Annotated in this window: 25 protein-coding genes; 16 read left to right on the plus strand and 9 right to left on the minus strand. The window is 56.2% G+C overall.

Going from position 1 to position 26,393, the window contains the following annotated elements; translation table 11 throughout:
* Positions 1-106 precede the first annotated feature (106 nt).
* The 4 genes from sicA to sctA are packed head-to-tail and all read left to right on the plus strand — an operon-like array spanning position 107 to position 4,548.
* Complete coding sequence (gene sicA, locus ACSPHG_RS14345; RefSeq protein WP_435954190.1) at positions 107-601, plus strand: type III secretion system translocator chaperone SicA; 495 nt, start codon at positions 107-109, stop codon at positions 599-601.
* Positions 598-2,370 carry a type III secretion system translocon subunit SseC family protein gene (gene sctE / locus ACSPHG_RS14350; RefSeq protein WP_435954191.1) on the plus strand — a complete coding sequence of 591 codons (1,773 nt, stop codon included), beginning with the start codon at positions 598-600 and terminating at the stop codon, positions 2,368-2,370. The genes sicA and sctE overlap by 4 nt, the downstream gene beginning before the upstream one ends.
* A 15-nt stretch (positions 2,371-2,385) precedes the next feature.
* Positions 2,386-3,480 carry an IpaC/SipC family type III secretion system effector gene (locus ACSPHG_RS14355; protein ID WP_435954192.1) on the plus strand — a complete coding sequence of 365 codons (1,095 nt, stop codon included), beginning with the start codon at positions 2,386-2,388 and terminating at the stop codon, positions 3,478-3,480.
* A gap of 60 nt (positions 3,481-3,540) precedes the next feature.
* Positions 3,541-4,548, plus strand: coding sequence for a type III secretion system needle tip protein SctA (gene sctA / locus ACSPHG_RS14360; protein ID WP_435954193.1), 1,008 nt, complete (start codon positions 3,541-3,543; stop codon positions 4,546-4,548).
* A 37-nt stretch (positions 4,549-4,585) separates the two neighbouring features.
* On the opposite strand, the gene ACSPHG_RS14365 is transcribed toward sctA, so the two are convergent.
* The gene (locus ACSPHG_RS14365) at positions 4,586-4,894 is read right to left on the minus strand and encodes a hypothetical protein (protein WP_435954194.1); all 309 of its coding nucleotides are present in this window, start codon (positions 4,892-4,894) and stop codon (positions 4,586-4,588) included.
* 216 nt (positions 4,895-5,110) lie between these two features.
* Here ACSPHG_RS14365 and ACSPHG_RS14370 point away from each other — a divergent pair, with 216 nt between their 5' ends.
* The 6 genes from ACSPHG_RS14370 to ACSPHG_RS14395 are packed head-to-tail and all read left to right on the plus strand — an operon-like array spanning position 5,111 to position 8,812.
* Entirely contained in the window at positions 5,111-6,268 is a 1,158-nt protein-coding gene (locus ACSPHG_RS14370) for a PrgH/EprH family type III secretion apparatus protein (protein ID WP_435954195.1), read from the plus strand.
* Between the two features lie 23 nt (positions 6,269-6,291).
* The gene (locus tag ACSPHG_RS14375) at positions 6,292-6,528 is read left to right on the plus strand and encodes a type III secretion system needle complex protein (protein ID WP_435954196.1); all 237 of its coding nucleotides are present in this window, start codon (positions 6,292-6,294) and stop codon (positions 6,526-6,528) included.
* Between the two features lie 48 nt (positions 6,529-6,576).
* Entirely contained in the window at positions 6,577-6,870 is a 294-nt protein-coding gene (gene sctI, locus ACSPHG_RS14380) for a type III secretion system inner rod subunit SctI (RefSeq protein WP_435954197.1), read from the plus strand.
* Positions 6,867-7,613, plus strand: coding sequence for an EscJ/YscJ/HrcJ family type III secretion inner membrane ring protein (locus ACSPHG_RS14385; RefSeq protein WP_435954198.1), 747 nt, complete (start codon positions 6,867-6,869; stop codon positions 7,611-7,613). Before sctI ends, ACSPHG_RS14385 begins: the two co-directional genes overlap by 4 nt.
* The gene (locus ACSPHG_RS14390; protein ID WP_435954199.1) at positions 7,606-8,184 is read left to right on the plus strand and encodes a type III secretion apparatus protein OrgA/MxiK; all 579 of its coding nucleotides are present in this window, start codon (positions 7,606-7,608) and stop codon (positions 8,182-8,184) included. The genes ACSPHG_RS14385 and ACSPHG_RS14390 overlap by 8 nt, the downstream gene beginning before the upstream one ends.
* Complete coding sequence (locus ACSPHG_RS14395) at positions 8,141-8,812, plus strand: hypothetical protein (protein ID WP_435954200.1); 672 nt, start codon at positions 8,141-8,143, stop codon at positions 8,810-8,812. Before ACSPHG_RS14390 ends, ACSPHG_RS14395 begins: the two co-directional genes overlap by 44 nt.
* Positions 8,813-8,816: 4 nt before the next feature.
* Here the strand turns inward: ACSPHG_RS14395 and ACSPHG_RS14400 are convergent, their stop codons facing one another.
* The 6 genes from ACSPHG_RS14400 to lolC form a co-directional block, all read right to left on the minus strand.
* Positions 8,817-10,517, minus strand: coding sequence for a HilA/EilA family virulence transcriptional regulator (locus tag ACSPHG_RS14400; protein ID WP_435954201.1), 1,701 nt, complete (start codon positions 10,515-10,517; stop codon positions 8,817-8,819).
* A gap of 614 nt (positions 10,518-11,131) precedes the next feature.
* Positions 11,132-11,953, minus strand: coding sequence for a Sir2 family NAD+-dependent deacetylase (gene cobB, locus ACSPHG_RS14405; RefSeq protein WP_435954202.1), 822 nt, complete (start codon positions 11,951-11,953; stop codon positions 11,132-11,134).
* Positions 11,954-11,956: 3 nt separating this feature from the next.
* Complete coding sequence (nagK, locus tag ACSPHG_RS14410) at positions 11,957-12,868, minus strand: N-acetylglucosamine kinase (protein WP_435954203.1); 912 nt, start codon at positions 12,866-12,868, stop codon at positions 11,957-11,959.
* Between the two features lie 22 nt (positions 12,869-12,890).
* Positions 12,891-14,135, minus strand: coding sequence for a lipoprotein-releasing ABC transporter permease subunit LolE (lolE, locus tag ACSPHG_RS14415; protein ID WP_435954204.1), 1,245 nt, complete (start codon positions 14,133-14,135; stop codon positions 12,891-12,893).
* Positions 14,135-14,839, minus strand: coding sequence for a lipoprotein-releasing ABC transporter ATP-binding protein LolD (lolD, locus tag ACSPHG_RS14420; protein ID WP_435954205.1), 705 nt, complete (start codon positions 14,837-14,839; stop codon positions 14,135-14,137). Before lolD ends, lolE begins: the two co-directional genes overlap by 1 nt.
* Positions 14,832-16,031, minus strand: coding sequence for a lipoprotein-releasing ABC transporter permease subunit LolC (lolC, locus tag ACSPHG_RS14425; protein ID WP_435954206.1), 1,200 nt, complete (start codon positions 16,029-16,031; stop codon positions 14,832-14,834). The genes lolD and lolC overlap by 8 nt, the downstream gene beginning before the upstream one ends.
* A gap of 314 nt (positions 16,032-16,345) precedes the next feature.
* On the opposite strand from lolC, the gene ACSPHG_RS14430 reads away from it, so the two are divergent.
* The 4 genes from ACSPHG_RS14430 (at position 16,346) to ldtC (ending at position 23,191) form a co-directional block, all read left to right on the plus strand.
* Positions 16,346-17,416, plus strand: a complete 1,071-nt coding sequence (locus tag ACSPHG_RS14430; protein ID WP_435954207.1) for an acyltransferase family protein — start codon at positions 16,346-16,348, stop codon at positions 17,414-17,416.
* 157 nt (positions 17,417-17,573) lie between these two features.
* Positions 17,574-18,446 carry a glycerophosphodiester phosphodiesterase family protein gene (locus tag ACSPHG_RS14435; protein WP_435954208.1) on the plus strand — a complete coding sequence of 291 codons (873 nt, stop codon included), beginning with the start codon at positions 17,574-17,576 and terminating at the stop codon, positions 18,444-18,446.
* 160 nt (positions 18,447-18,606) lie between these two features.
* Positions 18,607-22,053: a transcription-repair coupling factor gene (gene mfd / locus ACSPHG_RS14440; RefSeq protein ID WP_435954209.1), complete on the plus strand. Its 3,447-nt coding sequence runs from the start codon at positions 18,607-18,609 to the stop codon at positions 22,051-22,053.
* A 166-nt stretch (positions 22,054-22,219) separates the two neighbouring features.
* Positions 22,220-23,191, plus strand: coding sequence for a L,D-transpeptidase LdtC (ldtC, locus tag ACSPHG_RS14445; RefSeq protein ID WP_435954210.1), 972 nt, complete (start codon positions 22,220-22,222; stop codon positions 23,189-23,191).
* Between the two features lie 97 nt (positions 23,192-23,288).
* Here ldtC and bhsA read toward each other — a convergent pair whose 3' ends face one another.
* Positions 23,289-23,546, minus strand: coding sequence for a multiple stress resistance protein BhsA (bhsA, locus tag ACSPHG_RS14450; protein WP_435954211.1), 258 nt, complete (start codon positions 23,544-23,546; stop codon positions 23,289-23,291).
* A 248-nt stretch (positions 23,547-23,794) separates the two neighbouring features.
* Between bhsA and ACSPHG_RS14455 the strand changes: the two genes are divergently transcribed.
* Complete coding sequence (locus ACSPHG_RS14455) at positions 23,795-24,427, plus strand: TetR/AcrR family transcriptional regulator (RefSeq protein ID WP_435954212.1); 633 nt, start codon at positions 23,795-23,797, stop codon at positions 24,425-24,427.
* Between the two features lie 225 nt (positions 24,428-24,652).
* The gene (locus ACSPHG_RS14460; RefSeq protein ID WP_435954213.1) at positions 24,653-25,681 is read left to right on the plus strand and encodes a Gfo/Idh/MocA family oxidoreductase; all 1,029 of its coding nucleotides are present in this window, start codon (positions 24,653-24,655) and stop codon (positions 25,679-25,681) included.
* A gap of 120 nt (positions 25,682-25,801) precedes the next feature.
* On the opposite strand, the gene ACSPHG_RS14465 is transcribed toward ACSPHG_RS14460, so the two are convergent.
* A complete protein-coding gene (locus tag ACSPHG_RS14465; RefSeq protein ID WP_435954214.1) occupies positions 25,802-26,338 on the minus strand; it encodes a glycine zipper 2TM domain-containing protein in 537 nt (178 codons plus the stop codon).
* Positions 26,339-26,393 lie beyond the last annotated feature (55 nt).

Here is a 26,393-nt window from a genome sequence, read left to right on the forward strand (position 1 = left end):
CCTGCTTCAGACTCAAAATGACAACTAAGGTAAACCGTGCCGGGTGCATGGACAGCCAATCCTGTCGGCCCAACGGTGCCCGCAGGAGCATCAAAGGAGAGACAAGGTGAAATCTTCAACTAGCGAAAGCGAAGAACAAATTGCGGAAAAGCTGTGGGAAGCTATCAGCGGTGGCGCAACGCTTAAAGATGTACACGGTATTCCGGAAGAAATCATGGATGGGCTATATGCCCATGCCTATGATTTTTATAACAAAGGCCGACTGGACGAGGCGGAAAATTTCTTTCGTTTCATCTGCCTGTACGACTTTTACAACCCCGATTACATCATCGGGCTTGCCGCGGTTACCCAGCTCAAAAAAAATTATCAAAAGGCCTGCGATCTCTATGCCGTGGCCTTTGCCTTGAGCAAAAACGATTACCGCCCGGTTTTCTTCAGCGGGCAGTGCCAGCTTCTGATGCGTAAGGTCGTGAAGGCCCGGCAGTGTTTCGAACTGGTCTGTGAAAAAAGCGATGACGAGGCGCTGCGGGCTAAAGCCGCGGCGTATCTGGCAAGCTTGCAGGAAGCCGAGGCCGCGCTGTCTCGTAAGGAAAAAGAATGAGCGGTCTTTCCGCCATCGGCCAGGGCGTAACGTCCCTGAAATCGCTGGATCTTGAAAATCTCGTGGATAACCTGCCGGCCAAAAACACCCTGCTGGACAACGCCGACAAAGCGCTAAAGGAGCTGCTGGCAACCAAAGTGTCTGAAACCAGCGGCAGTAACGGTTCGATTCCTGATTCCAGCGCGCCGACGCTAACGCCGCCTACGGCAGCCGCGCAGAAAGAGCTTGGCTCCACGGCCATGCTGACGCTGCTTCTTGGCCAGCTCAACGGCCTGCTGGGCGACGTGACCCTTTCACAGCTGACCGAACGCGTTGCCACCTTAACGTCGCGGCTGAACGCGCAAAAACAGCAGGGCGACGAGGTTTCCAGGGAACTGAAAACCACGCTCGCCGAATCAGAAACGGCCACCGGGCTTTTGCAAACGGCCATGGACGCGTTGCAGGCAAGCCAGGCATCCCTCGCGGCGATTAATCAAAAACTGGCCCAGGCCGAAGCCCGCCTATCGGGCATGCAGCCGGAAGACGCTGAATACGATCGGGCGCTGGCTGAGCATGAGAGCTTAAAAAGCGAAAGCCAGAAGGCAAAGCTCACCGTTGGGAACGCGATGCAAAGCGCGCAGGATGCCCAGGAGCAGGCAAAAGATCAGGTTCTCAAGCTTGATAAAATTCTCACCCAGCTTCAGGGGCTGGACCTGCGCGGTAATCCGCTGCTACAGCAAACGGAGCAAGACGCGCTGTCTGCCGTGGCCCGCATGAGCCTGCTGATGGCGACCTTCCTCGAGCTGCTCAACAAAAACAACGAAGAAAGCCTGCAAAACGATCTGGAAACCTTTAAGGCGATGCAGGAGGCGCGGCAGAAAGAGCTGGATAAAAAATCCGACGAGTATCAAAAAGAGGTCGAGAAAGCGGAAAAGCTCAATCGTGTGATGGGGTGCATCGGCAAAATACTCGGCGCGCTGCTTACCATCATCAGCGTCGTGGCCGCCGTCTTTACCGGTGGTTCAAGTCTGGTTCTGGCGGCCGTCGGTCTGGCCATCATGGCTGGCGACAAAATCGTCAAGGCGGCAACGGGCGTCTCCTTTATTCAGGCGGTGCTAAATCCGCTGATGGAAAACGTGCTCAAGCCGCTGATGGATCTTATCGGCAAGGCGATTACCGACCTGCTGGTGTCGCTTGGCGTGGATGAGAAGAAAGCCGAGCTGGCAGGTTCTATCCTTGGCGCGGTGCTTGCTGCCGTCGCGATGGTGGTCTTGATAGCGGTTGTCGCCGTCGTAGGCAAAGGGGCGCTGTCAAAAATGGGCGATCTCCTGAATAAGCTATTGGCGAATACGATTAAAAAGATCGTTCCCGGCGTGCTGAAAGAGACGGTCAAAAGCGGTACCAAGCTGCTGAGCCAGGGCATGACTCGCCTGACCAACAGCCTTAATCATATGGCAAGCAAGATTGGCCTTCCCAACGATGCAGCGGGCAAAGCGCTGCTCAATACCACCCTGCGTAAGGCTTCCCTTGGTGGTGAGGCGACGCTATCCGCAACCCAGGCCGGGGGGAATATCGCGCAGGGCGTAATGAATAAAAACGCCAGCGAGCTGCTGGCTGGCTTTACCCTCGCCCTCTTCGGAAAAGAGCAGATCGATCGTTGGCTGGAACAGGCCACCGAAACCTTTGGCGAAAACCAGAAAGTGGTGCAGACGCTCACCAAAACGCTTTCAGACACCCTACAACAAAACGCGGACGCGGGACGCTTTGTGCTGCGCCAAAGCCGCATCTAATCAAGGAGAAGTAAGATGCAATCGGTCAACAATAATCTCAATATCCGCACCACTCCGCTCACGACTTCGGTAGCCACCCCAACGGCGGCAACGGTTAAGTCCCAGAATGCGGGAAGCGTTGCCTCCATTCTTTCGCAGGCCACGAACCTGCCGCAGGTTGGCTCGTCGCGCACTCCCGAGCTGTCGCAGCCGAGTTTTAGCATCACGCCGGAAGTCACGGAAATGCTCAATGAATATCTGCTGAACCTGGACCCTAAGGTGACCCAGGAGTTGAGCGCGTTTAGCAATAACGTTGAGGCCGGGGTAGATAAGGTTCTCCAGACGCTGGCTGAAACGCAGGCGGAACAGGGTAAGCCGCTGGATATCAGCGGGCTTTCTTCACCGGCCGTGGCGCTTATCGTTGCGGCAAACTTACTGATGCTGTCGGTCAACAAGGCGGACACCGCGCTCGGGAATAAGCTCTCCCTCGTCAGTTACGATGCGACCAAAAACACCGCGGCATCGATGATCCGCGAGGGCATGAATTTGCTGACCAGCAGCATTTCTCAAGGGGCCCTTCAGCTTACCGTGACCGCCGCAGGGGCCAATTCAGAATTCAAGGGCCTGAAAAACGAACGTTCGGCGCTGAAAAACAACGCCAGCAAGCTGGACGCGTTGGGCAGCGAAGCCGCGAGCCTGCAGGATATCCTGCAAAAACCGGCAACCCTGAACGCCGTGGGCGAGCTTGACGCCCTGACCGCGCAAAGCCGCGCCTCCATGTCGAGCCGCCTGCAGGACATTGAGCTGGAGATTAAAAACGAGGGGCTGACGCTCTCCGACAGCCAGATAAAAGCGCGTAGCGATCAGACGCTGGGCGATGCCGTGATGAGAAATGCCCCGGTGGTAGGCAACCTTGCGGGGAGCGCCGGGCAGTATGCCGCCACCCTCGACCGTTCCGATCAGCAAATCAGCCAGGCCAGCAGCCGCGTGGCTACGGCTGCGTCGGAAGAATCGAAGGAAAGCGGGCGTAAAGATCTGAGCCTGATCCAGGAACTGCTGCGCATTTTAGAAAATATCAACCAATCGCATCATGCCGCGATGAGCGCTATCGCTGGCAACATTCGCGCCTAGTCCCCCAGCTCATTCATTTCACCCGCTGGGTACGGCGGGTGAAGTGGCAAAAGGATAATTATGTCTGTGATTACCCCCCTGTCCCACGCGCCCTTTATCCCGCAGTTCAGCGACGCCGCTTCGCCACAAACGCCCGCCGCTTCGTCCGAAAGCGATTTGCCGACCACGAAAGCCTTCGTCAATACGCAAACGCCGCTGCTGAACAACGCGCAAAACAAAACAAGCCTGCTCCGCCAGTCGCTGCGAGGCCCCCAGCAGGAAGAAAGAACGCTGGCCCAGCAGCTGATGACCAGCAGCCTGAACAGTCTGGCAGAAGCGGAGGTGCCGCTTAGCGCCGCGCAAAACCAAACGCTTGATTCCACGCTGAATTCAACCCTGCTAAAAGCGGGCCTGCAGGCCCCGGCGGGCACGACGATGTCCGATAAAGAACTGTGGGAAAAGACGGCGGCGGCCATCGGTCAGATTGGCGATAATTACCTGGGCGTCTATGAAAATGTGATGGGTAAGTACAACGATTTTTATAAAAGCTTCACCGATATCACCTCGCAGATGGGGAACTGGATCTTACCCGGCAGCGATAGCAATAATTTAAAGCTAAACGTTAAGGCGCTGAAAAACGCCCTCAGCGACTTCAATGCCCGCTACCTGTATCCAAAGAAAGAAGGCGTTATTTATCCTCCTCAAAATAGCGCGACCGGCCTCAAGACCACCACGGAGAGCGATGCCAAACAGTGGGCCAGCGAACTAAACATTCCCAGCGCGAAGGTGGTAAAAGTCAACAACGATAACTATGTCGTGATGATTGACAACACGTCGATTGAAACCATGATCCGCGATTTAACTGCGCTAGGCTCGGTGAATGCCGCCGGTATATTGACGCTTGATAACGCCAAGTTTCAGGCGTGGCAGTCGGGCTTTAAATCGCAGGAGGAAAACCTGAAAAATACGCTGCAAACCTCAGCGCAAAAATACAGCAATGCCAATTCGCTGTATGACAACCTGGTGAAGGTGCTGAGCAGCACGATCACCAGCTGTCTTGAAACCGCGAAGACATTCCTTCACGGCTAGCGTGTAGGGGGGCCGCCTACAGCCTAAGCCAGCCCCCTTAGCGACCGGCAGTTAACGTCTGATGGGCAATCATCAGCATTTGATACATGCTTTTGCCCTGATTGGCGGGGTTTTTCAGCGCGCGCTGAAATTCAACCATCAGCCGGTCTTCAAGCTCCCTTGACTCGGTGTACTGCGGATATTCGTTAAAAAATCCTCGCGCCTCATGCTCCGTTTCCTTGTACGTCGCCGCTTGTTCAGCCGAACCCTGGCTCGCGGCATTCGCCGACGCACCGGAGGTTTTGCCCCCGTTTGCACAGCCGGTCAGCAGTACCGATGCCAGCAGCAGATAAGAAATTCCCTTCATAACCTTTCCTTGTTTTACCGTTTCCGCCGCTCATGCTAGCGCTAAAGCGAGGCTTTTCACAATCGGTAAAATAAAACTGTTCGCCGCCGATTCTTAAAGAGATCTTTTGCGCAAACATCATCATTTTTCGCGAGATTTCATCCGTTTTTCATCAAGAAATTTCGCCCGCCTTCGACCATAGTAACCGCCGTAATCGGAAAGGACTTCCCCGGCATTATGATGGCAACAGAAAGCACTCCCTCGATAAGTCGGATCGTAATCCGCCTGCTAAACGGCCCCCTGCAAGGCTGTGAGTTTTTGCTTGCCCCCGGCAGAACGCTTTTTGTGGTGGGTCAACCTGCGACCTTCGTCGCGTCCGACCGACTGCCCGAATTTCCGAACGACACGCTTTATATTCCTCTCGACGCGGGCGGGATCAACTTCGAACTGCACAACGGCGAAAGCCTGGAACTCCAGGAGCTTGGCGATAGCGCAGGCGCAAGGCGTCATGTGGAGCTTAACCGCTTACAGCAGGTTGGCGAGCTGACCTTCGCGCTGAAACACGAAAGTGAAATATGGCCCGCAGGGCTGTTATCCACCGTCGAAACGCCGCTTGCTCCGCCCCGCCCAAAGGCCAGGAATGCGCTTATCGCCGCCGCTGTTGTCATCGGCCTTCTGTTAGCAGGCATCGGCTATAAAACGTGGCATATGCCCCAACGGCAGTTTGCCAGCCTGAGCGAAAGCCTGGGCAACGACGCGCAGCGCTTCACGATTATGCCGGGGCGGGACAACCTTATTTACGTCGCCACCCACAGCGAAAGAGAGAGTTTCTGGGTGCATCAGGAAATTTTGCGTAGCCAGTATCGCGGGCAGGTTCGCGTCGTTTATCCGGCACAGGAAAACGAACGCGTCGGCAGGTGGCTGTCGATTTACTACCCGTCGCTTTCCTGGTATCGGCTGCAGCTGAGCAACCCCCTTCAGCCCCAGCTGTGGGTCAGCCAGCAGCGCACGACGCTGAATGAGGCAGCAAGAGAAAAGCTGACCCGCGATCTGCTGGCACAGCTTCCCTACGCGGAAACGATAAAAATTATGCAGATGGACGATGCGGCCGCGGCAAACCAGGCGGAAAGCGGCCTGGTACGGCTCGGAGTGCCCTTTACGCGTAACGACAGAGGCGACGGCGTGAGTTTTTCCATTCGCGGGGAACTCGACGACGGGCAGCTTCTGCGCGCGCGTCGCTTTGTCGAAGGCTATTACAGCCAGTGGGGCAACCGCTACGTGCAGTTTGCGATAGAACTGCAGGAAGACAGGCTCAAAGGCCATTCCTGGCAGTACGGTGAACAGGGGTATGTCAAAATGGCCACCGGCCATTGGCAATTCTCTAACTCAATGTAATTTAAATTAAAAAGGAATTTTTTATGCCTTGGTCAGGTTATCTGGATGGGATCTCAACCCAGTTCGACAGCAATGTGCAAAATTTACAGCAGCAGGTGGATACCGCGCTTACCTCGCTGAGCAAAAACCCATCAGATCCAACGCTGCTGGCGGCCTATCAGAGCAAGTTGTCCGAGTACAACTTGTACCGTTCCGCGCAGTCCAACACCGTCAAAGTCTTTAAAGATATTGACGCCGCGATCATTCAGAACTTCCGTTAAATTTTACCCAGCCGCGCCACCACCCGGTGGCGCGGTCAGGAGACAAAAATGCAGATTTCAACAAATGCATTAAGCAACACGATGCATAGCCTCGCGGTACAGGAGGAGGACGTGTTCTCTCTCGACGATCGTCTTCTGGAGGCCATCTCAATCTCCGCGTCGAACAGCGCGGCGGAAAAAGAAGACATTCTGCAAAGTCTGGAACGGCCCGGTCTTGTTAACCGCCCCGACGAGCTGTATGCGCTACAGCTGCGCAGCGCGAACTACAACCTCGAAGTTTCAATGATCAGCACGCTGACCCGTAAGGCGGTAAGCGCTGTAGAAAGCCTGCTTCGTTCATGATTAGCCGCCTGCTTTACATGCTGGCCTTTGTTTTGCTGCTGGGCGGGTGCCATGAGCAGGATTTGCTCAAGGGTCTCGACCAGATGCAGGCAAACGAGGTGATTTCGGTATTGCAGCGCCACAATATTAAGGCCAGCAAGCAGGATCGCGGCAAGGCCGGTTACAGCATATCCGTTGAGCAGCCCGATTTTTCCGCCGCCGTTGAATGGCTGAAGGTTTACAACCTCCCTTCGCGGCCTCGGGTGGAAATAGCGCAAATGTTCCCGGCGGATTCTCTGGTCGCATCGCCGCGAGCTGAAAAGGCGCGATTATTTTCCGCGATTGAACAGCGTCTGGAGCAGTCGCTCAAAACTATGGAAGGCCTGCTTTCGGCCAGCGTGCATATTAGCTACGACCTGAATGACTCAGCCGAAGATCGTTCCGGTAAAAATATCCATCTTTCGACCGTCATCATTTATGACAGCATGATCGATCCGGAACAAAGCGTTAGCGATATCAAAAGGTTTCTCAAAAACAGCTTCGCCGACGTGAAATATGAAAACATTTCCGTTGTGCTGTCGAAGCGCGGCGACGTTCAACAGCTGCCGCCCGGTTCGGCAAGCGCGCAAAGCAGCAACGGTACCCGGTGGCTGCTGGTTGCGGCAGGTTTATTAGTGGCGATGCTGGTGGGGACGATCGTCTATCTTCTGCGCTTTTACGTGCCAAACGCTCGGCACAACGGCACGAGGCCCGGCAATGAATAATGCCTCCTGGGAAGAGAGGGCTAAAAGAGTGCTGTTCGATCCTCTTTTTTACCTTCATCCGCAGCGCATGCCTATTCCGGCTCGCCTGACGAACACCCTGCAGGCGCGCGGGGCGGTGAACGATCTGCTGATCGACGTCTATCAGCTCAGCGTAGATGCCATAGATACGGATAGCGATCCGCTCACGCGCCAGTGGCTTACGCATTGGACACGTTTTCCGCAGGTAGCCTATCTGCTGGGATGCCAGATGCTGCGCGGCGAACTTGTGCGCCATGGTGCGCTATTAGCGCTTCCTGCATGGGCCAGAGGCTTTTTGAGCGTTAACCTGACCCAGAGTGAAAGCGTGCAGATAGACACCTTCAGCCATGCCGTGCCGCTGAACCTGGGCTTTTCCTGCCTGCAGCCTTGGTCGAACAGGCTTCCAGCACCGCTGGCACAGCGTTTCCCGCTGCTTTTCCCATCCGGCGTCGACGACGTTAACGCGCGCGCTCCGGCAGATTCGCTCATCCTTACTCTGGCACTTCAACATGCGCAAAAATATCCAAATTCCCCACCCGTCGCGTCTGCTTGACGGCGTGATACTGCGCCCTGACCGACGCCGTGAAGTTCTTGAACGGCAGACGAACCAGCATGTCCAGCGTTTGCTGCGCGATGCGCGGCGCGAGGCCCGCGATCTGCAGCAGCAGGCCTATCAGGCAGGCTATCAGCAGGGGATGCTGCTTGCGCTAGAGCAGCTGACCGCATGGCTTAACGCCTGCGATGAAAAAGCGGCTCTCCTGCAGGAACGTATCGCCGCCCAGGCGCAGGCGATGCTCTCTTCGGCGGTCAATAGCCCGGATACCCTGCTCGTGCTTTTGAATGAGGGGCTGCAGAATTTACCGGCATCGGATGAAACGCTGCATCTCCTCCTGCCCGCGAATGCCCGCAGCCTGCGGCCGCAGATTATGTCCGTGCTGGATAAACAGTGGCGTGGCCCCGTGCAGCTTGATTTTCATCCGGGGCCAGGTTTTGTTCTGCGCTATAAAGATCAGATCGTGGAATTCGCACCGGAACACTATCTCGAGCAGGCGACGTTAACCCTGCGCCAGACGATAAGCGAACTGCCGGCCGAGTGCCGTCAGCTTTCCAGCGCTGCGTTTAGCGCGCTGATGGCCCAGTGGCAGCCGCAGGCCGCCTCGCTTAATGACCAGCCGGATTAGCCATTCACTTATCAATGGCGGTCGTCCCGGCGTGAACTTCCGCCAGAAACTCCGTAAGACGAGGATCGTGACGCCAGATTTTCAGTGAGATACATGGCTCGCCCTGTAATTGCTGCCACAGCCGCCTTGCCGCCTCGACACCTTTGGCAGCAAGCACCAGCGGCAGCAGGCCGCCGGTCTGCGGGTAAAGCTCTGACCGCGCTAAAAATGCCGCCACATCGGGCATAGCATCGCTTTCATTACGGCTTAATTCCGCATAGAGATGATGGATGGTCAGGAGCCCGTGCTCTTCGCGCGCTTCTCTTACGGCTTGAATAAGCTCTGCGGCGCGCGGGTGCTCGCCCTTTATCGCGAGCAGTAGCGCCTGAACGCTTTGCAGAACGGGATGGCACTGCCCGTACTGAAAGAGCTGCTGGTTACCCAGCGCGATGGCGGCATCCAGATTTCCCTGACACCAGACCAGCCACAGCTTTAGCACGCCGACGGCGATTCGCGTTGGATCAAGCTGCAACGATTTCTCCACCGCCACCAGCGCCAGGCCCAATTTGCCCGAAAGGAAAAGATGCCAGGCGTGATAGTAGTGGATATCCGCCGAGCCCGCCGCTAACAGATGGGCCTGTTTAAACAGCACGTCCGCCGTTACCGAATCCGATTTAATGCTGTTGATAAGCGCCAGAAGTCCCAGCGCCTGCGCGTTGACGGGTTCTAATTCGATGGCCTGATTTATCGCCTCCTGCGCGGCGCTCAGCGCGCTTTGTACTTCGAACAGCCCCATTTGCGCCATGGTCAGATAACACTCCGCGAGGCTACAAAACGGCAGAGCGTAGGTGGGATTTGCGTTCGCGGACTGACGAAGCAACACGAGCGCCTGACGTAAGCTTGAGGGGGTATAGCGGTGCAAATGGCGGCGCGCATTCAGGAAGTCCACGGCCATATCCGCCGAACCTAACGCCGGGCGTACAAAACCGCGCCAGTTCTGCCCCGTAATAATATGCGGCAGCAGGTTAACCAGCAGGTTTTGTAAAATAACCGTCGGTTGCTCGACCGGTAACCTAAAACTTTCCTGATGTATCAAATGGTGGTCCTGGGCTTTTACCCACTCCACGCGCAGGCGTCGGCTATTGCCATACTGAAGAGTTCGCCCGACAAGATAGTAATCGGGCCGCAGATGCTGGATTAAATTAACGATTTCTTCAGCGGAGTTGCCGCCCTGGGTAAGTGCGGCGGGCAGCACCGCAAGGCCGTATGGCAGATAGCGAGACAGCGCCTGCACCAGCGAAAAATGGAGACCGGCAGAATCCACCTCTGGCGCGGTTTGGAAAGGGAATATGGCGATCAGATGTTGAATGGCCGACGGGCTGCGTTCCGACACGGAAACCACCGTATGGCTAAAACGATATCCCTTTCCATAGACAGTATCTATATAGCGGCAATGCTTATCCTCGCCAAGAATACGTCTTAAGCCATAAATACAGCGCGTAAGGGAGTCTTCGGTGACCTCACAGCTGCCCCAGATTGTAGTGAGCAAAGTATCTTTGCTCACTAACTGCCCGGCGTTTTCCAATAGCAACGTCAGCACGGCCAGCTCCTTGGGTGGAATACGCACCTGTTGCCCTCCGTGAACTAATAACCCATCGCCATGCAGCTTAAAATTCTCAAAAACAAACTGACGTTCTTTATTTTGAACCTTTAGCATACTTTTCATTATGGATATTTCCTTTTATCTGCCCGGACGAACAGATTTCCTTGGATAAGACCGTCATTCGTTTGACGGCGTGATTTTGATATTCGGTGAATATAACCAGCGTTATAGATTTGGTTGATTGATAATACGGATAGGGGGAATTCGCCTGTCAGGGCGCATTGAATACGACACAGCTGTTTGTTGAGCTAATTAACATACGAGCAGGTTATGTTCTAACTGCCTTTTATCAATAGCATCAACACCAGGCTAGATAACACAGTCGCTTCAACGGCGACAATAAGGGGGTAATTCGATAAATACTCGACAGGCTGAAACATATAAATATCACGCAAAAAATAAAAAAGAGTCGTGGCTGGCTGAGTGATTTATAGTAAAGGGGTTTTTATTGCAAAACAAATTAATAAGACTTCTAATATTTCTCGCATAAATAACACAAGTGACGGTTTAATGAATATTAAGTAAACTTAATATTGTCCGGGCAAAATAAAGAACGCTTAATGAAGAAGGGTGTATTAGTGATGAGAGGGAAAAAACATGAGGATATTTGTAGACCAGTCACCTGAAGCCAGGCGCGCTCAAGTGACTGTTTATAGGCAATGCAGGATTGGCGCAGGCTAAATGCCCTTTAGCAACCTTTCCACGTACTCCGGCACCACTTCGCTCGCAAGTCCATAGTGCTTCTCTTCAAACTCGCTGCCGACCTGGCTGGGCTCGAGGTTCAGCTCGACGGTATGCGCGCCCTGCAGTTTAGCCTCATGCACGAAGCCCGCGGCCGGATAGACGTGCCCGGAGGTGCCGATGGCGATGAAGTAATCTGCCGTCGCAAGCGCCTGATAAATGTCGTCCATGCCTAGCGGCATTTCACCGAACCAGACAACGTGCGGGCGCAGCGGCGCGGAAAGCTGGCAGCAGTGGCAGCGGTCTTCTGCCGTCACGTCCCCTTTCCACTCCAGCACCTGCCCGCTGCGGGCACAGCGCACTTTCAGCAGCTCGCCGTGCATATGAATAACGTTTTTGTTACCTGCCCGCTCGTGCAGGTTGTCGATGTTTTGCGTTACCAGCAGGAAATGGTCGCCCAGCTCTTCCTCAAGCCTTGCTAACGCAAGGTGGGCGGCGTTCGGCTTGATTTCTGCCTGCTGAAGCTGACGGCGGCGGGCGTTATAAAACGCCTGCACCAGCTCGGGGTCACGCGCAAAGCCTTCCGGCGTGGCGACGTCCTCAACGCGGTGTTCTTCCCACAGCCCGTCGGTTGCGCGAAAGGTGCGGATCCCCGACTCTGCGGAGATCCCGGCGCCCGTGAGCACCACTACTCTGGGTTTTTCCATCGCTTCGGGTCCTGGTCTGTCTCTGAAAAAAATCCGCTGGCGTAAACGCTGGCGCAGAAGACGTTTGGTTTTACGAAACCGGCTCAGCCGATGTTGACGACGCGATAGCATAATTTACTCCGTGAGATGGAGGAATGCCGCACCGCGCATCCCACCGGCATCGCCGTGGCGCGCGGGTTCAATGCGCGGCACCTTAGCAACCGGCAATAAATATTTTGGCAAACGGGCGGGCAGCTGCTGATAAATTTCAGAGAAGTTCGACAGCCCGCCGCCAATCACGACCAGATGCGCATCGACTGCGGTCAGCAGGCTGCCGAGGCAGCAGGCCAGCAGCTCCATAAAGCGATCGACGTGCTCCACCGCCTTCGCGTCTCCGGCATGGTAGCGCGCGACGATCTCTTTCGATTCCAAAGTTTCAGCGTAGAAGTGCTGATACAGCCACGCAAATCCGCGCCCGGAAAGGTAGTTTTCGATGCAGCCGTTTTTGCCGCAGCCGCAGCGCGTGAGCGGGAAGTCGCGCCCAACGACGTCGAGGGCATCGACCGGCAGGCGCGTATGGCCGAATTCACCGGTGATGTAGTTGCGGCCGGTAATTGATTTGCCGTTCACGATGATGCCGCCGCCGACGCCGGTGCCGAGGATCAGCCCCATCACCACCGGGTAGTCGCGGAAATCGTCGTCCCAGGCTTCGGAGAGCGCAAAACAGTTGGCGTCATTGTCCAGACGCACGTCGCGTTCCAGCAGCGCGCTCAGGTCAGCTTTTAACGGCTTGCCGTTCGCCGCCGGGACGTTTGCGGCATAGAGCGTGCCGTCGTCGGTTATCGGCATGCCGGGAATTCCAATCCCCACGCTGCCTTTAATACCAAAACGGCTATCGGCCTCCTTCACCAGAGAGCCGATAGCCGTTAAGAAGTTTTCGTAGCTGTCGTGCGGGGTGGGAACGCGCGTTTCCCATTGCAACCGACGATCCTTGTCATAGACCCCAAGAGCCATTTTCGTGCCGCCAATGTCAAATCCGTAATACATTGTGCCCCCAATTGTGTGTAATTTATTGTCCGCTTAATACCCGCGCCGGATCGATATTGCTGGCGCGTCTTGCCGGATACCAGCTGGCGAGCAGGCTCAGCAGCAGCGCGGTGACCAGCACGTAGAACACATCCAGCCCGTGCAGTTCCGACGGCAGGAAATCGATAAAGTAGATGTCGCCTGACAGGAAGTGATGCCCGATCAGCTTTTCAATGACGTTAATGATATTGGTCAGCTGCCATGAGGCCAGCATGCCGACAATCACCCCGCTCACGCTGCCCAGCAGCCCGGCCAGCAGCCCATACCAGACGAAAATCGCGCGAATCAGGCCGTCTTTCGCCCCCAGCGTGCGCAGCACGGCGATGTCGCTGCTCTTGTCTTTCACCGCCATCACCAGCGTGGAAACGATGTTAAAACAGGCCACGCCAATCACCAGCACCATCGCCAGATACATAATGGCGCGAATCATCTGGATATCGCGATACATGTAGCCGTAGGTGCCAATCCAGCTTTTGATGTAGACATAGGCGTTTGTGACTTCGCCCGCGTCGCGCACCAGCTTGTTGGCGGCAAACACGTCGTTCACCTTAATGGCGATACCCGTGACACTGTCACCCATATCCAGATAGCCCTGCGCATCCGCCATCGGCACCATCGCAAAGCTGTGATCGAGCTGGCCGCTAAGCGCCAGGATACCCGCAACGTGCAGACGCACGCGCTTCGGCTGCAAAAGCTTGGTGCCGCCATCGCTGTTCGGGATCATGATGGAGATCCAGTCGCCCTGCTTCACCTTCAGCGCGTCCGCAACGCCTTTACCGATAATGATCTGCTGCTGGCCCGCCTTAAAATTCTGCCACGCGTTGTTCTGCACGTACTGTGGCAGCGCGCTCAGATGCGTTTCCTGAACGGGATCGACGCCTTTCACCTGAATCGCGCGCAGGTTTGCTCCGCTTTCTACCAGCCCGGTGAAGTTAATATAAGGTGCGGCGGCAACGATGCCTTTCACCTTTTCAACGCGTTGCAGCACGCCGTTCCAGTCCTGGAAAGGCTGATTAACCGGCTCGATTTCGCCGTGCGGCACCACAGCCAGAATGCGGTTGTTTAGCTCGCGTTCGAAGCCGTTCATGGCGCTTAGGCCGACGATCAGCACCGCCACGCCCAGCGCGATGCCGACGGTAGAGATGATGGAAATCAGCGAAACCATGCCGCTGCGGCGGCGGCCGCGGCTAAAGCGCAGCCCCATTAAGAGTGAGAGAGGCAGAGCCATCAATCAGCCCCCATTAAGGTTAATTCCTGGGTCAGGCGGCCATCGCGCATTTCAAGCTGGCGGGACATGCGTTTAGCCAGCTGCAGGTCGTGCGTGACGACCAGGAATGCCGTGCCCTGGCGCACGTTCAGCTCGCCGAGCAGTTCGAAGATGCTGTCCGCGTTGCGGGCATCGAGGTTGCCGGTTGGCTCATCCGCCAGCACCAGGCGCGGGTTGTTGACCAGCGCACGGGCAATCGCCACGCGCTGGCGTTCACCGCCGGACAGCTCGGACGGACGGTGGCTGCTGCGGTGCGCAAGCCCAACGGCTTTAAGCATATCCAGCGCGCGCTGTTTGGTTTCTTCGGTATTTTTCTTGCCGATAAGCAGCGGCATGGCGACGTTTTCCATCGCCGTAAAGTCCGGCAGCAGGTGGTGGAACTGGTAGATAAAGCCCAGCTCGCGGTTGCGCAGCTCCGCTTTCGCCGACGATGAGAGCGTGCTCATCGGCTGGCCGTTGAAAATCACATCGCCGGAGGTTGGCGTATCCAGCCCGCCCAGCAGGTGCAGCAGAGTACTTTTGCCGGAGCCGGAGCTGCCGACAATCGCCATTAGCTCGCCCGCATCAATGCTGAAGCTGACATCGTGCAGCACATCCGTTTGCACCTTGCCTTCCTGGTAGCGTTTGCACAGGTTGTCACACTGCAACAGGACAGAATTACTCATAACGTAAAGCCTCAGCGGGTTGTGTGGCGGCGGCGCGCCACGACGGGTAAAGCGTGGATAACAGCGCAACCGCCATAGCAACGATGGCGATTACAATCACTTGTACAGGTTCGATGGCGACAGGCAGCGTCGCGCCGTCCAGCAGCGCGCCGATAATCGGCATCAGGTTATTAAGCTGGCTTGCCAGCAGCGCCCCGAGCAGCGCGCCAAGCAGCGCGCCAATGACGCCGGCGCTGGCCCCCTGCACCATAAACACGGCCATGATCTGGCGGCGCGTCAGCCCCTGCGTCTGGAGAATGGCGACTTCGCCCTGCTTCTCCATCACCAGCAGGCCCAGCGAGGTAATAATGTTAAACGCCGCGACGGCGACGATCAGGCTCAGCAGCAGGCCCATCATGTTCTTTTCCATGCGCACGGCCTGGAACAGCTCGCCCTTGCGCTCGCGCCAGTCTTTCCATTCGGTGCCCTGCGGCAGCGTCTGCTGGCTCAGCACGTCAACCTTTAGCGGTTCGGCAAGCCATAAACGCCATCCGGTGATGTTGCCCAGCGGGTAGCGCATCAGGCGGGAGGCATCCTGCTGGTTGACGAGCATCTGGTAGCCGTCGACCTCACTGTTGGCTGCAAAGGTGCCGATAACGGTAAACAGGCGCTGGCTCGGCAAACGCCCCATCGGCGTAAATTGGCTTGCGGACGGCACCATAATACGGATGCTGTCGCCGCGCTTGATGCCCAGCTGGCCCGCAAGCTGTTCGCCTAAAATGACGTTGTATTTCCCCGCCTCGAGATCGGTCTGCTTAACGTTGACCAGGTACGGAGACAGCGGATCTTTTTCCTGCGGCTGAATGCCGAGCATGACGCCCACCGCCACGCTGCGCGCGCTTTGCAGCACCACGTCGCCGGTGGTGATTGGCGCAATACGGGTCACGCCCTCAAGCTTGAGGCCGGATGCGGGAAGTTTTTCAGGATTAATGGAGCCGGTTGGCGAGGTGATCATCGCCTGTGGCATCAGGCCGAGAATGTTGTTTTGCAGCTCGCGCTCGAAACCATTCATCACGGAGAGCACTGTCACCAGTGCCATTACGCCAAGCGTAATGCCGATGGTGGACAGCCAGGAGACAAAGCGGCCGAAACGGTCCGATGCTCGCCCGCGCATGTAGCGCAGGCCTATAAATAACGCGACAGGTTGATACATGAAATCCGTCTTGTTGCAGTTGGCTTAAGCGAAGTTGGCGAGAAGTATATAAGTGATATCCAATCAAGTAAATGAAATATAAAGTGTTTTTGAACTTTCAGAACACAGGAAAACTCAATTGAATCAAACTCATAACACCTTGTTTTCATAGTCTTGTTACTGAGTTTTACCTTAAGCCGCGGCCGTATGAGCCTGCGGAATATCCGAAATCAGCCACCCTCGCGGCAAAAACAGATTAATCGAGTTAAAAAGCGCCGAGCTATCGCCCACCCTTTACGGCCACCGTTCGCCTGACATGAGACGCGATTTTTGGCATGAAAAACAAACAACTCTGGATTAACCATATTAAAGGCCTGTGCATCTGCCTGGTGGTAATTTACCACTCGGTGATCACCTTCTACCCGCATCTGAAGGCGCTGCCGCCCGGCCTGAGCGAATACGTCGCCAAGAGCTGGATTTACCTGAACCTTTATCTCGCGCCGTTCCGCATGCCGGTGTTCTTCTTTATTTCAGGATATCTGATTCATCGCTACATTGAGCAGGTGAAATGGCGAGACTGTATCGATAAGCGCATCTGGAGCATTTTCTACGTGCTGGCGCTATGGGGCGTTTTGCAGTGGCTTGGGATCACGCTTATCAATCAATGGCTCGCCCCGGACCTGGTGCGCAACCCCGCCTCGAACGCCGCCTATTCCGAGACGGTGATGCAGTTTGTCGTCAGTATGATTAAGGCCAGCACCAGCCTGTGGTATCTCTACGCGCTGCTGGTCTATTTTATGGTGTTCAAACTGCTGCGAACGTTCAAAGTCCCGGTGCTGATTGCCCTACTCGGCATCAATATTGTGATTAGCTTTATGCCGCTGCCCTGGTGGGGCATGAACAGCATCGTGCGCAATATGTTCTATTACGGGCTGGGCGCGTGGTTTGGCCCGCAGCTTATGGCGTGGATGAAAGATTTCAACCTTCGTCAGCACCCTTTGAAGTGCGCGCTGGCGTTGGTTGCCTCTCTTGCACTTTATCTGGTCAACGTGCCGGTGGTGATATCCGTGGTGTCGATTTTCGCCATCATGAAGATTTTCTATACGCTGGACGCCTGGCGCGAAAGCCGTTCCGACGCCTTTCTGAATATCGTGGGTTCCAATACCATCGCAATTTACACCACCCACCGCATTGTGATTGAGGCATTGAGCCTGTTTATGATTGCGCAGATAAGCGCCGGACAATTTTCGCCTCAGGTCGTGCTGGGCATTCTGCTGGTCTACCCGTTCGTTAGCCTGGCGATTTGCACGCTCATCGGACTGGGCTTTAGGAAGCTGTCGACCGCGCTGTTCGCCGATATGTTCTTCTCGCCGCCGGCTAAATTCGAAAAAGCCCTTTCATCGTAATATTTTTGCAATCAGGAAAGCCCATGCTTTCCTGATTATTAGCGCCTGAATTTTCTTCTACTCATAAAAAATAGATTTACATTCTGCCCGGCAAGGCACTAATTAACGGGCATCTCATGCGACATATATTTACGTTATGAATATAAGGAAATTACACATGCTAAAAACATTATGTCTGTCATCGCTATTCATTTGTTGTATCAATACCGCCTTTGCCAAAGCGCCGCAAATCATCGCTCACCGTGGCGGCACCGGTGACGCGCCTGAAAACACCCTGCCCGCCATCGAAAAATCTATCGGTAATCATGCCGATGCCGTGTGGATCACGCTACAGCTGAGCAAAGACGGCGTGCCGGTACTGTACCGCCCGAGTGATTTAAGCGCGCTGACCAACAGCAAGGGTAAAGTTTCCGAACAGACCGCCTCTGCGCTCGAAAAAATAGATGCGGGATACAAATATCTTCCCCCTGATTTTCCGTGGCGCGACAAGAACGCCACCATTCCAACGCTTGAAACCGTTTTGAAAAAATGGCCGAAAACATTCTTCTATCTGGATATTAAATCCCCGGACGCCGACCCGGCGGTATTTGGAAAAAATCTGCTTGCCGTTCTGAAAACGAATCACAGCCTTAATCGCGTGAGAGTGTATTCAACCGACTCGAAATACCTCGCCGCGCTGCCTGACAGCATCCCGCGCTTTGAGACACGCGATGAAACGCGCACGATTCTTGCCAATATCACCATGGACCATCAGTGTCAGGTGAAAAACGACGGCAGGCAGGCGCGCTGGTACGGGCTGGAGCTGAAGCGTGAGGTTGAAGTTGTCGAGAAATTTACCCTTGGCGAGGGCCGCTCTAAGGCTTACCTGACCTGGGACAAAGAGGCGATGGACTGCTTTAAATCCGGCGGCAACGCCCGCGTGATTTTGTTAGGCGTCAATAGCAAAGAGGACTATCAGCAGGCCAAAGCGCTGGGTGCCGACGGCGTGCTGGTTGATTCGCCGGAGAAGTTCCGCAAGCTGGTTAAATAACCCACCTGCAACAGCCTGTAATCGCAGGCTGTTTTCCCTCTGCCTGCCGCCAAAACCGAGCGATTTTGTTGCTTAAGGACAACGATCGCGGATAATACTACTATTCTCACAGGCTCTGCCCCTCGCATACCGCTCAACTAAAGAGATTCCGACATCCGCTATGCCTGAACAATATCGCTATTCCTTACCTGTTAAAGCCGGTGACCAACGCCACCTTGGTGAACTCACCGGTTCTGCCTGCGCGACAGAAGTGGCAGAAATTGTTGAACGCCACGGCGGCCCGGTGGTGTTAATCGCGCCCGATATGCAAAACGCCCTGCGCCTGCACGACGAAATTTCGCAGTTTACCGACAGCCTGGTGATGAACCTTGCCGACTGGGAAACGCTGCCGTACGACAGCTTCTCGCCGCATCAGGAAATCATCTCCTCGCGCCTGTCCACGCTATATCAGCTGCCGACCATGCAGCGCGGCGTGCTTATTATGCCGGTGAATACCCTGATGCAGCGCGTGTGCCCGCACAGCTATCTGCACGGCCACGCGCTGGTGATGAAAAAAAGCCAGCGGCTTTCCCGCGATAATCTGCGCAGCCAGCTTGAGCAGGCGGGCTACCGCAGCGTCGACCAGGTAATGGAACACGGCGAATTTGCTACCCGTGGCGCCCTGCTTGACCTCTACCCAATGGGCAGCGACAAACCGTACCGCATCGACTTTTTCGATGATGAAATCGACAGCCTGCGCGTGTTTGACGTTGACACCCAGCGCACGCTCGAAGAAGTGGAAGCCATCAACCTGCTGCCCGCGCATGAATTCCCGACGGATAAAGCGGCGATAGAACTGTTCCGCAGCCAGTGGCGCGACAGGTTCGACGTGAAACGCGAGGCGGAGCACATCTATCAGCAGGTCAGCAAAGGCACCCTGCCCGCCGGGATCGAATACTGGCAGCCGCTGTTCTTCAACGAGCCGCTGCCGCCGCTGTTTAGCTATTTCCCGAAAAACACCCTGCTGGTGAACACCGGCGATCTGGAAACCAGCGCCGAACGTTTCTGGCAGGATGCCACCGCGCGCTACGAAAACCGCGGCGTTGACCCTATGCGCCCGCTGCTGCCGCCGGAAAACCTGTGGCTGCGCGTGGACGAAGTATTCAGCGAGCTGAAATCCTGGCCGCGCATCCAGCTTAAAACCGAGCATCTGGCCGACAAAGCCGCCAACACCAATCTGGGTTATCACGCGCTGCCGGACCTGGCGGTGCAGGCGCAGAACAAAGCGCCGCTTGATAACCTGCGCAAATTCCTCGAGTCCTTCGATGGCCCGGTGATTTTCTCGGTAGAAAGCGAAGGCCGACGCGAGGCGCTGGGCGAGCTGCTGTCGCGCATCAAAGTTGCGCCAAAACGCATTTACCGCCTGGATGAAGCCGCCGACCGTGGCCGCTATCTGATGCTTGGCGCAAGCGAGCACGGTTTCATCGATACGCTGCGTAACCGCGCGCTGATTTGCGAAAGCGACCTGCTTGGCGAACGCGTTAGCCGCCGCCGTCAGGACAACCGCAGGGCGATCAACCCGGACACGCTGATCCGCAACCTCGCGGAGTTGCGCCCCGGCCAGCCCGTCGTGCACCTTGAACACGGCGTAGGCCGCTATGCGGGCCTGACGACGCTGGAAGCCGGCGGCATCACCGCTGAATATCTCATGCTGACCTACGCGGGCGACGCCAAGCTGTATGTTCCCGTTTCGTCGCTGCATCTTATAAGCCGCTATGCGGGCGGTGCGGAAGAAAGCGCACCGCTGCACAAGCTCGGCAGCGACGCCTGGTCGCGCGCGCGCCAAAAAGCGGCGGAAAAAGTACGCGACGTTGCGGCGGAGCTGCTGGATATTTACGCCCAGCGCGCGGCGAAAGAAGGTTTCGCCTTCAAACATGACCGCGAGCAATACCAGCTATTCTGCGACGGCTTCCCGTTTGAAACCACGCCGGATCAGGCCCAGGCCATCAACGCCGTGCTGAGCGATATGTGCCAGCCGCTGGCGATGGACAGGCTGGTGTGTGGCGACGTGGGCTTCGGGAAAACCGAGGTGGCCATGCGCGCCGCGTTCCTCGCCGTCGAAAACCACAAGCAGGTCGCGGTGCTGGTACCCACCACTCTGCTGGCCCAGCAGCACCTCGACAACTTCCAGGACCGGTTTGCAAACTGGCCGGTGCGCGTGGAAATGCTCTCGCGCTTCCGCAGCGCCAAAGAGCAGGCGCAGATCCTTGAAGAGGCCCGCGAAGGCAAAATCGACATTCTCATCGGCACGCACAAGCTGCTGCAAAATGATGTGAAGATGAAGGATCTCGGCCTGCTGATCGTCGATGAAGAACACCGCTTCGGCGTGCGCCACAAAGAGCGCATTAAGGCGATGCGCGCCGATGTCGATATCCTGACGCTTACCGCCACGCCTATTCCTCGTACGCTGAATATGGCGATGAGCGGAATGCGCGATCTGTCGATTATCGCTACCCCTCCGGCTCGCCGCCTGGCGGTGAAAACCTTCGTCCGCCAGTATGACGAGCTTGTCGTTCGCGAGGCGATTCTGCGTGAAGTGCTACGCGGCGGGCAGGTTTATTACCTGTATAACGACGTTGAAAACATCCAGAAAGCGGCGGAGCGCCTGGCGACGCTGGTGCCGGAAGCGCGCATCACCATCGGCCACGGGCAGATGCGCGAACGCGAGCTGGAACGCGTGATGAACGACTTCCACCACCAGCGCTTTAACGTGCTGGTGTGTACCACGATCATCGAAACCGGTATTGATATTCCCACCGCCAACACCATTATCATCGAGCGCGCGGACCACTTTGGGCTGGCCCAGCTGCACCAGCTGCGCGGCCGCGTCGGACGTTCGCACCACCAGGCCTATGCCTGGCTGCTGACCCCGCATCCGAAAGCGATGACGACGGATGCGCAAAAGCGCCTGGAAGCTATCGCCTCGCTGGAAGATTTAGGCGCGGGCTTCGCGCTGGCGACCCACGATCTGGAAATTCGCGGCGCGGGCGAGCTGCTGGGCGAAGGCCAGAGCGGCTCGATGGAAACCATCGGCTTCTCGCTGTATATGGAGATGCTGGAAAACGCCGTGGACGCTCTGAAGGAAGGCCGCGAGCCGTCGCTGGAAGATTTGACCAGCAGCCAGACGGAGGTCGAACTGCGCATGCCCGCCCTGCTGCCGGAGGATTTCATTCCGGACGTCAACACGCGTCTGTCGTTCTATAAACGCATCGCCAGTGCCAAAAACGGCCACGAGTTGGACGAGCTGAAGGTTGAGCTCATTGACCGTTTCGGCCTGCTGCCGGACGCGGCGCGCAACCTGCTGGATATCGCCGCCCTGCGCCAGCAGGCGCAGAAGCTCGGCGTACGTAAGATTGAAGGCAATGACAAAGGCGGCGTGATCGAGTTTGCCGAGAAGAACCACGTCGATCCGGTATGGCTGATTGGGCTGCTGCAAAAACAGCCGCAGCACTACCGCCTCGACGGCCCGACCCGGCTTAAATTCATGCAGGATCTTGCCGACCGCAAAACGCGCATGGAGTGGGTACGTAACTTTATGAGCCAGCTTGCGGAAAACGCGGCGGCTTAGCGATAGCTGGCGGGTAGCGCAACGCTGCCCGCCATTCTTATTCTTCACCGCTGTAACATTTACACATTCTTTTCAAAGCGCCAGGATTTCCCGACACGTTCCCCCGCCATAATTCCCGATTAACTTTTTAATAACATTGACCTTAATTATAATGAGGTTTATCGGCATGTTTTCTTCGCGACTTTTTTCTACCTCTGCACGCTGGCTTGCATCCATGATGCTCGTCACCACCGCGCTGGCCGCGCTTCCGGCTAGCGCCAATTCCTATCCGCTTCCCGCCGCAGGCAGCCGCCTGATAGGCCAGAACTTTTTCCACGTGGTGGCCGATGACGGCGGATCGCTTGAGGCTATCGCCAAGCGCTACAACGTGGGCTTTTTAGCGCTGCTGCAGGCGAACCCGGGCGTCGATCCCTACGTTCCGCGCGCGGGCAGCGTGTTGACCATTCCCCGCCAGATGCTGCTGCCGGACGCGCCGCGTGAGGGGCTAGTGATTAACCTCGCCGAGCTGCGGGTTTATTACTATCCTGCCGGGCAGAACAGCGTGACGGTTTATCCTATCGGCATCGGCCAGCTTGGCGGCGATACCGTCACGCCAACCATGCAAACCACCGTTTCCGACAAGCGGGCGAACCCCACCTGGACGCCAACCGCAAATATTCGCGCACGTTATCTGAAGAACGGCATCACGCTGCCGGCGGTTGTGCCTGCCGGGCCGGATAACCCGATGGGCCACCACGCGATTCGCCTCGCGGCCTACGGCGGCGTTTATCTGCTGCACGGCACCAACGCCGACTTTGGCATCGGCATGCGCGTCAGCTCCGGCTGTATCCGCCTGCGCGATGACGATATTAAAGCGCTATACCGCGATATGCCGGTCGGCACGCCGGTGCGCATCATCAACACGCCGATTAAAGCTTCCGTGGAGCCGGATGGCCGCCGTCTGGTTGAGGTACATCAGCCGCTGTCGAAATCGATTGATGACGATCCTAAAGTCTTGCCGATACTGCTCAACGACCAGATGAAGCAGTTCCAGTCAGCGCCTGAAACGGACGCGCAGGTGATGGAACAGGCGATGCAGCACCGTTCGGGCATGCCGGTAGAGGTGAACGCCCACGAGGCGTCAACGAACACGATTTGATTTTGTATTCCGCAATGCAAAAGGCCTTGTCTTTCGACAAGGCCTTTTTTGTGGCATGGCTAAGAGGGTCGGGCGCGTTGAGGGTTACGCCCTGCTGTTATTTATAGATAACAGCGGTGCCGTGCAGGGTGTTCGGACCGGACACGGAGGTGATACGGAACGATTTAGCGCCCACGGCTTCGGCTTTCGCCGCCAGCTGATCTTCCAGCGAGCCCAGGTTAGTCCCGGCGTTGGCGCTGATGGTGCCAACTTTTTGTTGGTTAGCCGGAGTGGACTGCACTTGTACAGCCGCAAAGCTTGCAAAAGAGAGGGTGCTGAGCATTGCAGCAGCGATAAGAGTTTTTACGTTTTTCATGGTAGATGCCTTCAGCAGGTGTTTATTAGAAGTCATTAACTTAATTAGTTAACGATCGATAGATAAATCATAAACGTGATCTGCGTCACACGTCAACAATATTTTATAACGACCATTAACTAATTTAGAAAAGCACTATTTTTCATTAGCATAGGAAATAATTATTTTTAGAAAGAAGCTGCTGGCTACCGGGTGCGATAATTTTTATAATGATCGTTCACTAAACAGACAAAGGTTAAACGGCGAACATGTCTACAGACACCAGCTGCATTAAAAAAAGCCGTGGCCGACCGAAAGTGTTCGACAGGGAAGCCGCACTCGACAAGGCCATGGCGTTGTTCTGGCAGCACGGCTATGAAGCCACCTCGATGGCGCATCTGGTAGAAGCGACCGGCGCGAAGGCACCCACGCTCTACGCGGAGTTCACCAATAAAGAGGGGCTGTTCCGCGCCGTGCTCGACAGGTACATCGCGCGCTTTGCGGAAAAGCATGAGGCATGCCTGTTCTGCGAAGACCGCACCCTCGAAGAGGCGCTTGAGGACTATCTTTCTACCGTGGCGAAGCGTTTTACCGATAAAGACACCCCGTCGGGCTGCTTTATCATCTGCACCTCTTCGGTGCTTGCCGCCTCTTCAGACGATATCGCAACCACCATTAAAGCTCGCCACGCCATGCAGGAAGAGACGTTAGTGCGCTTTATGGAACAGCGGCAGCAGAAAGGCGAAATCCCGGCGGGCAGCGATGCGCGAGCGCTGGCGAAATACCTGTGCTGCATTATTCAGGGCATGTCGGTCAGCGCCCGCGAAAACGCAGGCTACGAGGATTTAATGAGCATTGTGCGGACTACGATGCGCGTGTGGCCCGAGCTTAAGAAAGCTTGATTATTGTCGGCTGGCGCTGTCGCTTAGCCGACCTATAAGCTCAATCCCAGGGCAGATAAACTCTACCGTCAGCCGACCTCCAAACCGTAGGGTGGACAAGCCATTGTTCGCCCCACCTCCTCAGTTGTTTACCGCTAAATACATTTTCACGCTCGACCCGATCCCAATACTGCTTTAAAAGAGAGGGAGAATATTCATCCCTAAAATTTGTCGCAGGGGTTTTATATGTTGGTTGGATTAATTGGCACCGGTGCCGTGGTCGAAACGGCCTATCTTCCGGCTATTTCACGCCTCTCGCTGCCCGAGCTTAGCTGCTACGGATTTGACCCAGATCCGGAACGACGTCTGGAGGGCGTGACGGCATGCGATTCGCTTGATGCGCTGCTGGCGCTGCCGTTAGACGTGGTGATGATTACCACCCCTTCGCTTTTACACCTGCCGGTTCTTCAGGCCGTGTTAAAGAGCGATATCGCCCAGATTGTGGTTGAGAAACCCGTCGCCGCCACGCTTGAGCAGCTTGCCGAGCTGGAAACGATGCTGGCGGATCCGCAGATCGCCTCGCGCGTGCTGGCGCTCGATCACTGGATGGTGCGGACGGACGCGACGCAGTTTATAAACAGCGTTGCTGAGATCGCGCGTATCGACGGTTTTTTGCAGGAGCCAAGCAGCTTTAACGACGCGGGCGAGCCCATCGCCCTGAACTTCGCGACGGGTGAAGCGGATACCCGGCAGCTGCGCCACCCTGACGGCGTGATTGTCGATATCGGCACCCATGTTCTGGCGATGATCCGCGAAACGCTGCACCGGCTTGGCGGGAACGACGAGCTAACGCTTGCGCTGGTTCACGCCCGCGACCGCCTTGGAAATAGCATTCAGCCGGGTGACGTGTCGACCGCCGAAGGCGATGCCGCGCTGCGGGGAACGGTAGGCGGCATTCCGGTTACGCTCACGCTAAATAAATACGCGGGCCCGGCGGGCGGGCAAAAAGGCATGAAAATCTATCTGCGCGATGGCCGCGTGGTTAACGTTGACCGCCGGGGAACCGACGAAGTGGTGGAGGTGCTTAATACCCGGAGCAGCCGCCAGCATAAGATTGCCGGGCCGCTTTATGACCGCTGCTTAGGGGAGATAATTTTTGGGGCGGAACGGATGTTTGCGAGCAGGCCGGGTGATATTCCTGCGCTCACGCAACGCCGGATCGCAGAAGTGCGCACTTTGCTAGCGTTGCAGCAGGAGCTACGTGGGAAACATTAATGCGGTGTCGGGTAGCGGCATACGCCTGTTTCGACTTATTTATCAAATCTTATTCAGCGGATCGTAGGGTGGGTAAGGCGTAAGCCGCCACCCACCGCTAACATCCACCCACCCTATTAATCAAATCTTATTCAGCACCAGCTGGCCGTTGCTATCCACCGGGATCTGCGTGCCGGGGTCTTTATCCATGCGGATTTTTCCCTGCTGGTCGCCGATGCGGTAGGTCACATCGTAACCGAGCATTTTTTCCGATTTGTCATACACGGTTTTACAGCGCTGCTGGGTGGTGGTGTAGGTGTCGCCGTCCTGCATTGCGCCCTGCACCTGGTTACCGGCGTAGCCGCCGCCGAGCGCGCCTACTACCGTCGCCACATCTTTACCGCGCCCGCCGCCAAACTGGTGGCCGATAACGCCACCGGCAACCGCGCCCAGCGCTGAGCCAACGATGCGGTTTTCATCCTGCACCGGCCGACGATGGGTTACCGCCACGTTGCGGCACTCTTTGCGCGGCGTTTTAACCGTTTCCTTGATAGGTGTCGCGGACACCACCTGTGCGTACTGTGGCCCACGATCGAACACGTTCATGCTTGCGACCGCGGCAACGCCGAGAGCTGCGGCCACGCCAATACCCACACCCGCTAACATTGATTTATTCACAGGACATCCTCCTGACTGTGTTATTACCCCTAATTTTGCAACCAAAGGTGAACGA

The sequence above is a fragment of the Dryocola baronae genome (assembly GCF_051297175.1).
Lineage (GTDB): Bacteria > Pseudomonadota > Gammaproteobacteria > Enterobacterales > Enterobacteriaceae > Dryocola.